General features: G+C 45.2%; 15 protein-coding genes. 8 read left to right on the top strand and 7 right to left on the bottom strand.

Annotation, left to right across the window (positions count from 1 at the left end; translation table 11 throughout):
* Positions 1 to 102 precede the first annotated feature (102 nt).
* From OCU60_RS00230 to OCU60_RS00220, 3 genes are all read right to left on the bottom strand, one after another.
* Positions 103 to 726, bottom strand: a complete 624-nt coding sequence (locus OCU60_RS00230) for a protein-methionine-sulfoxide reductase heme-binding subunit MsrQ (RefSeq protein ID WP_074374027.1) — start codon at positions 724 to 726, stop codon at positions 103 to 105.
* A 61-nt stretch (positions 727 to 787) separates the two neighbouring features.
* Complete coding sequence (gene msrP, locus OCU60_RS00225; RefSeq protein ID WP_074374026.1) at positions 788 to 1,789, bottom strand: protein-methionine-sulfoxide reductase catalytic subunit MsrP; 1,002 nt, start codon at positions 1,787 to 1,789, stop codon at positions 788 to 790.
* 297 nt (positions 1,790 to 2,086) lie between these two features.
* Positions 2,087 to 2,530 carry an Hsp20 family protein gene (locus tag OCU60_RS00220; protein ID WP_074374025.1) on the bottom strand — a complete coding sequence of 148 codons (444 nt, stop codon included), beginning with the start codon at positions 2,528 to 2,530 and terminating at the stop codon, positions 2,087 to 2,089.
* A gap of 317 nt (positions 2,531 to 2,847) precedes the next feature.
* Between OCU60_RS00220 and OCU60_RS00215 the strand changes: the two genes are divergently transcribed.
* On the top strand, positions 2,848 to 3,207 hold the full coding sequence (locus tag OCU60_RS00215) for a hypothetical protein (RefSeq protein ID WP_074374024.1): 360 nt from the start codon (positions 2,848 to 2,850) through the stop codon (positions 3,205 to 3,207).
* Between the two features lie 57 nt (positions 3,208 to 3,264).
* Here OCU60_RS00215 and gyrB read toward each other — a convergent pair whose 3' ends face one another.
* From gyrB to dnaA, 4 genes are all read right to left on the bottom strand, one after another.
* Positions 3,265 to 5,679, bottom strand: coding sequence for a DNA topoisomerase (ATP-hydrolyzing) subunit B (gyrB, locus tag OCU60_RS00210; RefSeq protein WP_074374023.1), 2,415 nt, complete (start codon positions 5,677 to 5,679; stop codon positions 3,265 to 3,267).
* 19 nt (positions 5,680 to 5,698) lie between these two features.
* The gene (gene recF / locus OCU60_RS00205) at positions 5,699 to 6,778 is read right to left on the bottom strand and encodes a DNA replication/repair protein RecF (RefSeq protein ID WP_074374022.1); all 1,080 of its coding nucleotides are present in this window, start codon (positions 6,776 to 6,778) and stop codon (positions 5,699 to 5,701) included.
* Positions 6,779 to 6,820: 42 nt separating this feature from the next.
* A complete protein-coding gene (gene dnaN, locus OCU60_RS00200; RefSeq protein WP_074374021.1) occupies positions 6,821 to 7,921 on the bottom strand; it encodes a DNA polymerase III subunit beta in 1,101 nt (366 codons plus the stop codon).
* Between the two features lie 96 nt (positions 7,922 to 8,017).
* Positions 8,018 to 9,421: a chromosomal replication initiator protein DnaA gene (dnaA, locus tag OCU60_RS00195; RefSeq protein ID WP_182287973.1), complete on the bottom strand. Its 1,404-nt coding sequence runs from the start codon at positions 9,419 to 9,421 to the stop codon at positions 8,018 to 8,020.
* 393 nt (positions 9,422 to 9,814) lie between these two features.
* Between dnaA and OCU60_RS00190 the strand changes: the two genes are divergently transcribed.
* The 7 genes from OCU60_RS00190 to yidC all read left to right on the top strand — a co-directional run bounded on the left by OCU60_RS00190 (position 9,815) and on the right by yidC (position 14,793).
* Complete coding sequence (locus OCU60_RS00190; protein ID WP_074374020.1) at positions 9,815 to 10,564, top strand: amino acid ABC transporter substrate-binding protein; 750 nt, start codon at positions 9,815 to 9,817, stop codon at positions 10,562 to 10,564.
* 165 nt (positions 10,565 to 10,729) lie between these two features.
* Positions 10,730 to 11,401, top strand: a complete 672-nt coding sequence (locus tag OCU60_RS00185) for an amino acid ABC transporter permease (RefSeq protein WP_074374019.1) — start codon at positions 10,730 to 10,732, stop codon at positions 11,399 to 11,401.
* Positions 11,398 to 12,135, top strand: coding sequence for an amino acid ABC transporter ATP-binding protein (locus tag OCU60_RS00180; RefSeq protein ID WP_074374018.1), 738 nt, complete (start codon positions 11,398 to 11,400; stop codon positions 12,133 to 12,135). The genes OCU60_RS00185 and OCU60_RS00180 overlap by 4 nt, the downstream gene beginning before the upstream one ends.
* 295 nt (positions 12,136 to 12,430) lie before the next feature.
* On the top strand, positions 12,431 to 12,565 hold the full coding sequence (gene rpmH, locus OCU60_RS00175) for a 50S ribosomal protein L34 (RefSeq protein WP_005378825.1): 135 nt from the start codon (positions 12,431 to 12,433) through the stop codon (positions 12,563 to 12,565).
* A gap of 13 nt (positions 12,566 to 12,578) precedes the next feature.
* A complete protein-coding gene (rnpA, locus tag OCU60_RS00170) occupies positions 12,579 to 12,935 on the top strand; it encodes a ribonuclease P protein component (protein ID WP_074374017.1) in 357 nt (118 codons plus the stop codon).
* A complete protein-coding gene (gene yidD, locus OCU60_RS00165) occupies positions 12,902 to 13,159 on the top strand; it encodes a membrane protein insertion efficiency factor YidD (RefSeq protein ID WP_074374016.1) in 258 nt (85 codons plus the stop codon). The genes rnpA and yidD overlap by 34 nt, the downstream gene beginning before the upstream one ends.
* 2 nt (positions 13,160 to 13,161) lie before the next feature.
* Positions 13,162 to 14,793, top strand: a complete 1,632-nt coding sequence (gene yidC, locus OCU60_RS00160) for a membrane protein insertase YidC (protein WP_074374015.1) — start codon at positions 13,162 to 13,164, stop codon at positions 14,791 to 14,793.
* The last annotated feature ends 31 nt before the right edge of the window (positions 14,794 to 14,824 follow it).

The raw sequence follows: 14,824 nt of genomic DNA, 5'->3' as shown, positions 1-14,824 counted from the left end.
CAGAAAAAGATCAGACCGCAAGATCAATCACCACGATGCCGCCCGGTATTGATGGGGCTCTGCCGGGACTCAATCGGGCATTCATCCGTCCAGGGCAGGTGCTTAATGCGGCTTGACGGGCGCACTGCCCCGACGACGTAAACGAGACTGACAAAAGCGCCATAGCAGTGGCAAGCGGAAACTCAGTAATATCACGCCAATCACACCATAAAACGCGGCTTCGTAATAACTGGATCGGACTTGCCAGAACAGGTGAACCCAACCCAGAATTAACGCCACATAAACCAGACGGTGCAAAGTTTGCCAACGTCTCCCGAGCCGTTTCATCCAGCCTTTGGTGGACGTAATGCCCAAAGCTATCAAAATCAGCAATGCCGGTGCACCAACCAGAATATAAGGTCGTTTCACCAATTCCGAGCCAAAGAAAGCCAGATTACCACCCAAAATAAACTGGTAATAAGCCAACAGATGTAATACCCCATAAAACAGCGCAAACAGCCCCAACATTCGTCGATGGGGCATTAACCAACGCCATTTCAGATAGCGGGCAAACGGTGAAGCCATTAACGTGATCAGCAGAAAACGTAATGTCCAAAGCCCGGTTTCCAGCACAATCGTTTTCGCCGGATCACCCCCTAAATTCTGAGTGAAGACACCCCAGACCAAGAGTGATAACGGTGTACAGCCGAGTATAAAAATCACGATACGACGTAAAGTAACCGGCATTTGTTTCTCCTTACTTGCGTCTCCGGCAATCAAAGCCGACCACAGCGCTCACGGACTAAAATCAGTAGTAACGGGCTAAATCCATCCCCTGATACAAAGACGCAACTTCATCATAGCCATTAAATCGTCGTGTCGGAATAATGTTCGGGCTTAATAACCCCGAAGGCAAACGCCGCTCTTCTTTCTGACTCCAACGCGGGTGATCGACCTGTGGGTTCACATTGGCATAAAACCCGTATTCATGGGGGGCTAATTGGCTCCATGTCGTTGGTGGCTGTTTTTCCGTCAGCTCGATTTTGACGATCGATTTGATACTTTTGAAACCATATTTCCATGGCACAACCAAGCGAAATGGCGCGCCACTTTGATTCGGCAGGGTTTTACCATACAACCCAACCGCAATCATGGTCAGGGGATGCATCGCTTCATCGATCCGTAACCCTTCAACATACGGCCAGTCAATAGAGCTAAATAAACTGTTCTGTCCCGGCATTTGTTCCGGGCGCTCTAGCGTCGTAAAAGCGACATATTTCGCTTTACTGGTCGGTTCAAATCGTTTGAGTAACGTTGATAAAGGGAATCCAATCCAAGGAATCACCATCGACCAGGCTTCAACACAGCGCAGCCGATAAATTCGTTCTTCCAGCGTGATACCTTTGAGTAAATCTTCTAAATGATAGGTACCGGCTTTAGCGACTTCACCGCCAATTTGGACTTGCCACGGAAATGGCTGAAAATCCCCGCTCTCATCGGCCGGATCACTCTTGCCGTAGCCAAACTCATAAAAATTATTGTACTGCGTGACATTCTTATAGGGCGTTAACGGTTCATTGATGATTTGCTGATTGGCTTGCGCATCTCTCAATTGCTGTTTGAGCCATTGAGGTGTATTCGGTTGAAACTCTCCGGCTTCCTGACTGGGTTTGGCCAGCACATTCAGTGATGGGAGTAAGACGCTGGCTCCAAGCGCAAGTGAACCTTGCATAAATTTCCGGCGAGAACGATAAATGGCTTCCGGTGTCACATCAGCTTCCGTCAGCTGTGGTTTTTTCCTGATCAACATAATCTATCCTTCCATGCTCTGATAAGCGTTGGTTATGATTTCGCCTTTACCAAAGGGTATCGTGCAATGGTTATTTTAGCCAAGACGAAGATGATAAATTCACGAGTGTTCACTGTTTTATAGTGATTAGACGGATAAAACTGCAATTTATTACATCAGGTTGAAGCTTTTTTCGCGATGTGTGAACCACCAATCGGTTATTCGAGTGCTCAATCCGGTGGCGGTGAATCAAGGGCGATCAAAAAGAGCGCCATAAGGCGCTCTTTCACAACTTTCCCTAACCGATTTGCGAGCAAATCATGATTCTTTGCTTTCGATTAAGTTTTTACCGTTAATCGCAATTTTGCGTGGCTGCATCGCTTCTGGAATTTCACGTTCCAAATCAACATGCAGCAGACCATTTTCCATGGTAGCACCCACCACTTTAACATAATCTGCCAACTGGAACTTACGTTCAAAGTTGCGCTCTGCAATACCTTGATAAATGTACTTTTTCTCATCTTCAGGTTGACGTTCACCTTGGACAATCAGGGTATTTTCCTGTTGGGTGATCTCAAGGTCCTGCTCAGCAAATCCAGCAACAGCCATCGTAATCCGATACTGATTTTCGTCTTTTTGCTCGATATTGTATGGGGGGTAACCTGAAGAGCCATTTTTTGCGTTGGCGGTTTCCATTAAATTAAACAGACGATCAAAGCCAATGGCATTACGGTATAAAGGTGTGAAATCGACAGTTCTCATATTTCTATCCTCTCTATGAAGCAATAGTTTCATGAATTTGAATGTTCAACTTTCTGTTCAGACGACCCAGAGAGCGAACGGTTGTACTTTGGTTAACTTACCTTCTCATCAGAGCAAGGTGGTTTTCCGGTTCAGAGGCCCGATATGGCATCCTCTTCATTCATAGATATATGGGTGTTTTGCCGAGTTTCAAGTAAAAATATGAAAAAAATGGAGAGTGATATCTTTCTTATAAGAAAGTTGATTACTAATATAGTTTTATTTATTAATATAAATAATAATAATCTAATTTTCATTCATTTCTGGAGTTGGACTCAATGTTCAAAAAAATATTACTTACTATATTTGTATTTTGCTATTGTCAGGGAGCAATGGCTTGGAGTCAGGTAGATAGAATTACCGAAATAAAAGTAACCGATGGAGATAAGACATTAGTTCAGTTTAAAAATACAAAATGGCATACCTGTGGAAATAGTACACAGGAGAACCCAAACCCATTTTTTATTATTAGTGAAGGGACGGTTTCAGATCAGAGAAAACAAATGTTCTCTCTTGCACTAGCAGCATTAACAACAGGTAAACAAGTTTATATAACTACAGGGACATCAGGTGGTAATTCACCACAATGTAGCGCTGACGGATATGAATGGGTCTATCAGATATCAATTTACCCATAGCGTTAAAAAAATAGCAACATAAATTGAGGGTCCCTATATGGGACCCTTTTTAAAAAATTAAACGTCCAGGTTGGCAACTTTCAGCGCATTGTCTTCGATGAAGGCACGACGCGGTTCAACTTGGTCACCCATCAGGGTTGTAAACAACTCGTCGGCACCGACTGCATCATCAATCGTCACCTGCATCATGCGGCGCGTTTCCGGATCCATGGTGGTTTCCCACAACTGATCAGGGTTCATTTCTCCCAGACCTTTGTATCGTTGTACCGCCAAGCCTCGACGCGACTCTTTCATCAGCCATTGAATGGCTTCGGCAAAGCTATTCACCAATTGCGTGCGTTCGCCCCGCTGAATATAAGCGCCTTCCTCGATCAGCCCGTTCAGTTCTTCAGATAAGGCCGCCAATGAGCCGTATTCTTTCGAATTCAGCAGATCGACACTCAGCATATATTCGTAAGTCACGCCATGAGTACGAACCGTGATTTTCGGAGAAACGAGTCCAGTCTCTTGATTTTGTTCAATCTTATAACTGTACTGACTTGCACCGACTTCTTTGGCATTGAGCTGTTCAACTAATCGTTGGGTCCAAGCTTCAACTTTATCGTGATCGGTACAATCCGTTTCGGTCAGACGAGCCATATAAATAAACTCACAGACCAAAGCATATGGATAACGGCGGCTCATCCGTTCAATGAGTTTTATCGCTGAATTATAACGCTGAACCAACCCTTCCAGAGACCCGCCAGACAATGGTGGTGCATCAGGATTCACGTGGAATGAAGCCCCATCCAACGCCAGAGAAATCTGATACTGGGTCATTGAATCTTCATCTTTAATATACTGCTCTTGTTTACCTTTTTTGACTTTATACAAAGGCGGCTGAGCAATATAGATATAACCACGCTCAATCAACTCCGGCATTTGACGATAGAAAAAGGTCAACAGCAACGTACGGATGTGCGACCCATCGACGTCGGCATCGGTCATGATGATGATATTGTGATAACGCAGTTTGTCCGGATTATATTCGTCACGGCCAATGCCGCAACCTAATGCGGTAATCAATGTTGCCACTTCCTGAGACGATAGCATTTTGTCAAAACGGGCTTTTTCAACGTTGAGGATCTTACCTTTCAGCGGCAAAATAGCCTGATTTTTCCGGTTTCGACCTTGTTTGGCAGAGCCACCAGCCGAATCACCCTCCACAATATACAGTTCAGAAAGAGCTGGGTCTTTTTCCTGACAGTCTGCCAGTTTGCCCGGCAGACCTGCGAGGTCTAGCGCACCTTTACGACGCGTCATATCGCGCGCTTTACGAGCCGCTTCACGGGCACGAGCAGCATCGATAATTTTCGAACAAACAATTTTTGCTTCATTCGGGTTCTCAATCAGAAATTCTGATAATTTTTCACCCATTGTGGTTTCAACCGCAGATTTTACTTCCGAAGAAACCAGTTTGTCTTTAGTCTGGCTGGAGAATTTAGGATCCGGCACTTTCACTGAGATAACCGCCGTCAACCCTTCACGGGCATCATCACCGGATGTTGCAGTTTTCTCTTTTTTGCTGAAGCCTTCTTTGTCCATGAACGTGTTCAGCGTCCGAGTCAATGCGGCCCGGAAACCAGCCATGTGTGTCCCGCCATCGCGTTGAGGAATGTTATTGGTAAAGCAGAAAATACTTTCCTGAAAACTATCATTCCATTGCATTGCAACTTCAACCGTAATGCCATCTTCCCGCTCCTGATTAAAGTGGAAGATTCGGTCATGGATCGGCGTTTTATTGCGGTTCAGGTGCGATACGAATTCCTGAATACCACCTTCATACATGAAGTGATCCTGTTTGCTATCACGTTCATCAATGAGCTTGATTGAAACACCGGAGTTAAGGAAAGACAGCTCACGCAGACGCTTGGCAAGAATTTCATAATGGAATTCAATATTGGTAAATGTGCCACTACTCGGCCAAAACCGAACCATAGTTCCGGATTTTTCGGTGTCTCCGACGGCAGCCAATGGCGACTGTGGCACACCGTGACGATAGGTCTGAGTATAAATGTGGCCACCACGATAAATTGTCAGGGCAACCTTTTCAGACAAAGCGTTCACGACCGAGATACCCACACCGTGCAAACCACCGGAAACTTTGTACGAGTTATCGTCAAACTTCCCGCCCGCGTGCAGCACTGTCATGATAACCTCTGCCGCAGAAACATTTTCTTCCTCGTGAAGCTCAGTCGGAATACCACGACCGTCATCACTGACTGAGACGGAGTTATCTTCGTGAATCGTCACGATGATGTCTTTACAGTAACCCGCTAACGCTTCATCAATTGAGTTATCTACCACCTCAAAGACCATGTGGTGCAGACCCGTACCATCATCCGTGTCGCCGATGTACATTCCCGGACGTTTTCTGACGGCGTCCAGACCTTTCAGTACTTTAATACTCGATGAATCGTAATTATTCGACATGAGTTACTCTCTTTATTTTTTATCCTTGCTCTATCCGGCCTTGTTCCATATGGAACAATTTGCTGTCTGACATACACATGTCATCCACCTGTTCTCGGGTAATAGAGCTTACAAAAACTTGCGCTCCGGTCGCTTTTAAACAGTCTGCTAACCTTTTACGGCGCTCACTGTCCAGCTCGGAAGCAAAATCATCAATGAGATAAATACATTGCTTACCCGTTAAGGATGTTAAGTGTTGTCCTTGTGCGACCCGTAGGGCACAAACCATCAACTTAAGCTGACCGCGCGACAAAACATCCTCAACCGGTGTACCGTTCACTTTTATTCTTAAATCCGCTTTATTCGGCCCACTGAATGTGTAACCCAACATTTTATCGCGTTCAAAATTTCTTTCGAGAAGCGTTTGATATAACGTCTCTTTTTCCCAGCCACGATAGTATTGTAACTGGATTTCAAATTCCGGTAAAAATGACTGACACAACGCTTCTGCCACTGGCTTGATTTGCGCCACATAATCGGCACGCCATGCATCAATCTGTTCAGCCAAGTGCGACAGTTCCGCATCCCAATACTTGAGTTCTCGATAGTCCGTCGCGGTTTTCAGTAACGCATTACGTTGTTTATTTAAACGACGGAAACGTCCCCAAGCCTCAAAAAAGGCCACGACGGAATGAAAGATTCCCCAGTCAAGATATGCCCGTCGCTGTTTCGGACCATCCGTAAGCAATTCAAAGCCTTCAGGATGAATCAATTGCAGGGGTAATACCTGCGCCAGCTGAGCCAATTTTTGTCCGGCCTGACCGCCTATTTTAACCTCAACCGAGCCATCGCGCTGCTTATTAATGCCAATCGGTATCTCAATTTGGTCGGGGTTCAAAAAACGGCCATGAACAAACAGCTCCTGACACTCATTTTGGATCACTCTGCCTGTTAAACTACTTTTAAACGAACGTCCGTGGCCCAGCATGTAAATCGCTTCAAGTACGCTGGTTTTACCGCTTCCGTTCGCCCCGATAAGAAAGTTAAAGCCTGATGATAATGAGATATCACAGGCTTTGATATTCCTAAATTGCTGAATCATTAAGCGCGAAAGTGGCATACTTCAATCTATCGTTCGAATGCATTCATTGTCTGCTCAGACTTATAACCGGATCGGCATGACGACGTACATCGCACTATCGTCTTCGACATTTTCGATCAAAGCACTGGCATTCGAGTCTGACATCGACATTCGGACATTATCGCACTTCAATGTATTGAGGACATCCAGTACGTAACTAACGTTAAAGCCAATCTCAATCGGCTCACCTTCAAAATGAACATCCAACAATTCTTCCGCTTCTTCCTGCTCCGGATTATTCGCGGTAATCCGCATATCACCGCCATCAATATTCAGGCGAACACCCCGGAATTTTTCATTCGACAAAATCGCAGCGCGAGAAAACGCATGACGCAAGATATCACAAGCAGCCACCAGAACCTTATTGGTACTCTGCGGCAACACTCGGCGATAATCAGGAAAACGACCGTCGATCAATTTTGAGGTAAAAATAAACTGATTTACTTCAATGCGGACGTTGGCACTACCAATTTGCACGATAACCGGCTGTTCCGGCATATCGAGCAACTTAACCAGTTCCAGAACTCCTTTACGCGGCACAATAATTTGTTGTGCAGCCAATGGCTCCGGTAATGCCACTTGAGCAACAGCCATCCGGTGACCATCGGTTGCCACAGAACGCAATGTTGTCTCTTCGATATCAAACAACATCCCGTTGAGATAGTAGCGGACATCCTGATTGGCCATCGAGAATTGCGTTTTTTCGATCAGTCCACGTAAGTCAGCCTGTGACAAAGTGAGTGATAATTCACTCTGCCAGTCTTCAATATTCGGGAAATCTTTTGCAGGTAGCGTAGCCAAAGAAAAACGGCTGCGACCGGAACGAATCTGTAATCGATCACCGTCTAACAAAACAGCGATCATTGCATCATCAGGAAGTCCGCGACAAATGTCGAGTAGTTTGCGGGCAGGCACCGTCACACGGCCAGGTTCCACATCACCTTCCAGAACAATTTTACCAACCAATTCAACTTCCAGATCAGTGGCCGTCAGCATGAGGGTATCACCTTCAACCGCCAACAACAGATTACCGAGAATCGGCAATGTTGTCCGTCCACCAACCGTTCCGGATACTTGCTGAAGCGGTTTAATCAAATGGCTACGTTCAATGGTAAATTTCATAGTTCGCTCTTTATTATATGTCACGCCACCGAATCAGGTCGGAGATCGACGACACCGTGCTATTTGTTCTGTATGACTATTTATTTTGGATAGACATCAGGAAGAGAGCGTCCGAATCAGATTGGAATAATCTTCCTTGATATCATGACTTTCTTCTCTTAACTGCTCTATCTTGCGACAAGCATGAAGAACCGTCGTATGATCGCGTCCGCCAAACGCATCACCGATTTCTGGCAAGCTATGGTTGGTCAGCTCCTTCGCCAATGCCATCGCTAATTGACGAGGCCGGGCAACCGAACGTGAACGACGCTTCGACAGTAAATCTGCAACTTTGATTTTATAATACTCAGCCACAGTTTTCTGGATATTATCAATCGTGACCAATTTTTCCTGTAAAGCCAACAAATCACGTAACGCTTCACGAACAAAATCAATCGTAATCGGCCGGCCGGTAAAATTAGCATTGGCAATGACACGATTGAGAGCACCTTCAAGCTCACGGACATTCGAGCGAAGTCGTTTGGCAATAAAGAAAGCGACTTCATCAGCCAGATGAATCTGGTGATCTTCCGCTTTCTTCATCAAAATGGCGACACGAGTTTCCAATTCAGGGGGCTCGATTGCGACCGTTAAACCCCAGCCAAAACGGGATTTAAGACGATCTTCTACACCGTGAATCTCTTTCGGATAACGATCTGATGTCAGAATGATTTGTTGGTTCCCTTCAAGCAACGCATTGAAGGTATGGAAAAATTCTTCTTGAGAACGCTCTTTATTGGCAAAAAACTGAATATCATCGATCAACAGGGCATCGACACTACGATAGTAGCGCTTGAATTCTTCTATAGCATTATTTTGCAGTGCTTTTACCATATCCTGCACAAACCGCTCAGAATGCATATAAACCACTTTTGCTTGTGGGTTATGATCAACGATGGCATTGCCAACTGCATGTAACAGATGCGTTTTACCTAAGCCGGTACCACCGTATAAAAAGAGCGGGTTATAGGCTGCTCCCGGATTATCGGAAACTTGTTTTGCCGCTGCGAGACCCAACTGGTTCGATTTACCTTCGACAAAGTTATTGAACTTGTGCTTCGGGTTCATATTCGACCGGTAGTTAATCTCGATCGGTGCCGACTCATCATCCCACGTTTTATGAATGGGTTTTCTGGCTTGTAGTCGGGCAGGCGCTGAAGACTCGGCAGCAACATCTGCCGGTGTACGTACCGGCGCGCGTTTTTGCTCAGCAACCGGACGATTGCCAATTTCGAAGCGTAAACTTGGAATATCACTCCCACAATACTCGTTGAGAAGGCGATTGATACTATTGAGATACTTATCCCGTACCCAATCAAGCACAAAACGGTTGGGGGCGAATAAAGTGAGAGTATTGTCATTGAGCTCGGCTTGCAGCGGTCGAACCCACATACTGAACTCTGTCGCAGGAAGCTCTTCCTGAAGCTGTTGCAAACATTGCAACCAAAGAGAAGATGACACTGTTCCCTCACTCCGATTAGATGATCGATAAAGACTGGCAATTCTACCTGTTGATCTTCAAGATCGCCAGTCATTGATCGTCAATCCTGTAAACTAGATCCAAGTTATTCACACTTTTTGGCCAATTTATTCTTGGATCCCCCCTAAATGTCCCTACTTTACCCACATGTCTATGCACAAAACGTCGATCTTACAAAGTTATCCCCAAAAGGGTACAATCACCTTTTGTAAAATATAGCCGTCGTCGGCCCCCGATAAAGATCGTTACAAGAGACAACAATATGAGTTTAAATTCATATTGTTATTATCGGTTATGAACCATAACTTATGGTTATTTCTTTTGTTGTCCTATATGTCATTAAAATAAGCGCCCGAAAGATTTTGGAGCTCAACATGAAAAAATGGTTTATTGCTGCAATTGCGGCTCTCACATTGACAACAATCAATGTCCATGCAGCAACAGAAGTAAAAGTCGGTATGTCTGGCCGTTACTTCCCGTTCACGTTTGTAAAAAAAGATGAACTACAAGGATTTGAAGTTGATCTATGGAAAGAAATAGGCAAACGCAACGACTATCAAGTGAAATTTGTGACCGCAAGCTTCTCGGGTCTGTTTGGTCTGTTAGAAACAGGGCGAGTCGATACGATCTCAAACCAGATCACCATCACGGATGCCCGCAAACAAAAATATCTCTTTTCAGACCCATATGTGATTGATGGCGCGCAGATAGCGGTACGCAAAGGTAACAATACCATTCATGGCCTGGATGACCTGAAAGGCAAAACCGTTGCCGTTAACTTAGGTTCGAACTTTGAACAACTATTACGTCAGCACGATAAAGATCAGCAAATCAACATCAAAACTTATGACTCAAGCTTTGAACAAGATGTTGCTTTGGGTCGAATCGATGCTTTTGTTATGGATCGTCTTTCTATTCTGGAAGTCATTCAAAAATCGGGATTACCACTCCAATTGGCAGGAAAACCATTCGAAACGATTGAGAATGCCTGGCCTTTCCTCAATAATAAGAGTGGTAAGAAGCTTCAGGGTGAAGTCAACAAAGCACTCGCAGATATGCGCGCTGACGGAACGCTGAGCCAGATTTCAGAAAAATGGTTCAATACAGACATTACAAAAAGATAATGAACCATCGGCATGATTCATAATGAATCATGACATCATATAAACCCACTGTCTGAACCAGCACAGTGGGTTTATTTTTGAACACACCAATGCATTAACACCAATATTCCGGAATCACTGACCTCTGTCTGTTGCTGATTCCCTGATAAAAAGAAGACACACATTATGGGTTTTGATTTTCAATATATGCTGGAGCTGATGCCAATCCTGCTTAAGTATCTCGGCATTACAATAGAGTTAGCCTGTTGGGGCATGATACTTTCCATCATTTTATCGGTGATCATCGCAAATATCCGGGTCTTCCGTATCCCAGTACTCGATCAGATTTGCCAACTTTATATTAGCTATTTTCGAGGCACGCCGCTGCTAGTCCAGCTATTCCTCCTTTATTATGGATTACCGCAAGTATTCCCGATCATGACAGGGATGGATGCTTACAGTGCAGCGATTCTCGGTTTGGCGCTCCACTTTGCAGCTTACATGGCGGAAACCATTCGCGCGGCAATCATTGGTGTGGACCGAAGTCAGATGGAAGCAAGCCTGTCGATCGGTATGACAACCACTCAATCAATGCGTCGTATTATCCTGCCGCAAGCCACACGGATCGCTTTACCTTCGCTGATGAACTATTTCATCGACATGATTAAATCAACCTCACTGGCATTTACGCTCGGGGTTGCTGAAATCATGGCGAAAGCACAAATGGAAGCATCTTCCAGCTTTCATTATTTTGAAGCTTTCCTCGCCGTCTCTTTCATTTACTGGGGAATCACCATTATCCTGACCCGAGTTCAGAGCTGGGCAGAACACAAACTCAATAAGGCGTATATGAGATGATCAAGTTAACCAATATTCATAAACGTTTCGGAGAGAGTGAAGTTCTCAAAGGGATTGATCTTGACATTAATCAAGGTGAAATCATTGTCATCATCGGATCGAGCGGCACCGGAAAATCGACACTGCTGCGCTGTGTGAATTTTCTTGAGAGTGCCGACCAAGGCGCAATTACCATCGGAGATGTGAGTGTCGATAGTACCAATCCGAATAAAAATGATGTACTGACACTCCGACGTAAAACCGGATTCGTATTTCAAAACTATGCACTCTTTGCGCACCTGACAGCAAAACAGAACATCGCGGAAGGGTTGATCACCGTCCGGGGCTGGAAAAAAGATCAGGCGTATGAGCGTGCTCAGCAAATTCTCAATGACATCGGACTTGGGGATAAAAGCGATCAGTATCCGGCATCACTTTCCGGTGGTCAGCAACAGCGCGTGGGAATTGGCCGGGCAATGGCTCAGGAGCCGGAACTCCTCCTATTCGATGAACCGACATCGGCGCTCGATCCAGAGTTGGTGGGCGAAGTACTGAGCTTAATGAAAAAACTGGCCCGGGTTCATCAAACCATGCTGGTGGTCACCCATGAGATGCAATTTGCCAAAGAAGTCGCGGATCGCGTGATCTTTATGGCAGAGGGCAAAATTGTTGAACAAGGATCTCCACAGGATATATTCGATAATCCACAGGATATTCGCTTGAAAAAATTCTTAAATCAGGTCGGGATCGAATAAGGATCCTTGAGATTTTATCCGTACAACGTATAATCGCCCGACCAAATTGAAATGAAGCGCGATATCCTGCCGATTTGCTTTTATTACCGGTCAGCAAACCGAGATAAAAGCAGTTTATAAGCCAGAGATTCAGGCGCTTCCTTTCTCCAATTATTGACACCATCGGTGGCAGTGATTACAATTCCGCCTCTTTGTTGCAAGGCGTCGGATTTTTCCCTCTTGAAAAAGAGGCAGACAGAACCCAACGCCGGGTTTAACAAGAACCTAGAAACTACTGATCAGTAAGGTAAAAACAATGAAACGCACTTTTCAACCTACAGTTCTGAAGCGCAAACGTACTCACGGTTTCCGTGCTCGTATGGCAACTAAGAACGGTCGTAAAGTAATTAATGCACGACGTGCGAAAGGCCGTGCACGCCTGTCAAAATAATCCCTGACTTATTTTGAACAATTACGCTTTTCGTCGGGAGTTACGTTTGTTAACTCCCGAACACTACCGATATGTATTCCAGCAAGCTCGTAGTGCTGGCTCGCCTCATTTTACCATCATTGCCCGTAAAAACGCTTTATCTCATCCAAGATTGGGATTGGCCGTTCCGAAAAAACAGATAAAAACTGCCGTTGGGCGCAATCGTTTTAAACGGCTTGCCCGAGAAAGTTTTCGCCTGAAGCAGCACGAATTACCGCACAAAGACTTTGTCGTGATTGCGAAAAAAAGCGCTCAGGAACTCAGCAATGACGAAATAACAAAGCTGTTTGATAAACTATGGCAACGCCTGTCTCGCCCTTATCGTGGTTAGTCATCGGACTGATTTATCTATACAGATGGCTGATTAGCCCTCTGTTAGGACCACGTTGCCGATTTACACCGACCTGCTCTCGATATGCGATAGAAGCATTGAAAGCTCACGGTTTTGTAAAAGGATGTTGGTTATCAGGCAAACGTCTATTAAAATGCCACCCTCTGAATGAAGGGGGCTATGACCCCGTTCCACCTAACCCAAGACAAGACAGAGATAAATAACGATGGATTCTCAACGTAATATCCTGTTAATCGCTTTGGCGCTGGTTTCTTTCTTACTGTTCCAGAAATGGCAAGTAGCACAGAATCCGGCACCAACTGCGGTTGAGCAGACACAATCAAGTAGTTCAGTTCCTACTGCTCCTCAAAGCTCTGATGAGTTTGAACCGGTATCAACTCAGGATGTTGCAGGAAAGATAGTGACCGTGAAAACGGACGTTCTCACCCTTTCCATCAATACTGTGGGCGGTGACGTCATTTCTGCAAAACTGAATAAATACTCCAAAGAACTGAATTCCGAGCAGCCTTTTGCGCTGCTGAAAAAGAACAGTGATTTTCAGTTTATTGCTCAAAGTGGTCTGATTGGTCCGCAGGGGATCGATAAAAGAGATGGCCGCCCGACTTACCAGGTTGCCCAAAATCATTATCAACTGGCAGATGGTCAAGATGAAATTCGCATCCCATTTACTTATCAGGCGAATGGCATCACCTACACCAAAACATTTATCCTGAAACGTAACAGCTATGCGATTGATGTTGATTTCAACGTCAATAACCAGTCCGGCCAAAATGCGACTGTCGGCATGTATGCTCATCTTCGTCAGACTCTGGAAGCATCCGGTAGTAGCTTTGCCATGTCAACATATCATGGTGGTGCTTACTCTACAGAAGATACCCGCTACAAAAAATTCAGTTTCAGTGACATGAAAGATCATGCGCTCAATGAAACTTTGAATAATGGTCAAGGCTGGGCAGCCATGATCCAACACTATTTCGCTGCGGCATGGATTCCACGTCAGTCACCGGAGACTAAATTATTTTCTCGGGTGATGATCAACCGTAATCTTGGTGATATCGGGATTAGAGAGCCAAACCGGACCATCGCAACAGGTGAAAGTACAGACTTCGATGCAACGCTATGGGTTGGCCCTAAATTACAAGACCAAATGGCCGCAACCGCGCCAAATCTGGATCTTGTGGTAGATTACGGCTGGTTATGGTTTATCGCTAAACCACTGCATAGCATGCTTTCCTTTATTCAAGGCATCGTCTCGAACTGGGGTATCGCAATTATCTGTCTGACCTTTATCGTTCGTGGTGTCATGTACCCACTGACCAAAGCTCAGTACACTTCCATGGCAAAAATGCGGATGCTGCAACCGAAGTTGCAAGCAATGCGCGAACGCATTGGTGATGATCGCCAACGCATGAGTCAGGAAATGATGGCGTTATATAAAGAGGAAAAAGTGAACCCGCTGGGCGGCTGTTTCCCGATTGTTCTGCAAATGCCAATCTTCATCTCGCTCTACTGGGCCCTGATGGAATCTGTTGAGCTCCGCCACCAGCCGTTCTTTGGTTGGATTCACGATTTGTCTGCGCAAGACCCGTACTACATCCTGCCACTGTTGATGGGTGCGAGTATGTTTATGTTGCAGAGAATGAGCCCGACAACGGTTACCGATCCGATGCAACAGAAGATTATGACATTTATGCCAGTCGCATTTACGGTCTTCTTCCTGTTCTTCCCATCAGGTCTGGTACTGTACTGGTTGGTATCAAACATCGTGACCCTGATCCAGCAAATGGTGATCTACAAATCGCTGGAGAAGAAGGGTTTACACACGAAGAAGAAGTAGAAACCTGAACACTGCGCAAAGAGGCGGCCAA

The organism is Vibrio spartinae (assembly GCF_024347135.1).
In the GTDB taxonomy this organism is placed as follows: Bacteria; Pseudomonadota; Gammaproteobacteria; order Enterobacterales; family Vibrionaceae; genus Vibrio; species Vibrio spartinae.
Note: the sequence above shows the minus strand (reverse complement) of the source record. Positions and strands in the feature narration are given on the sequence as shown.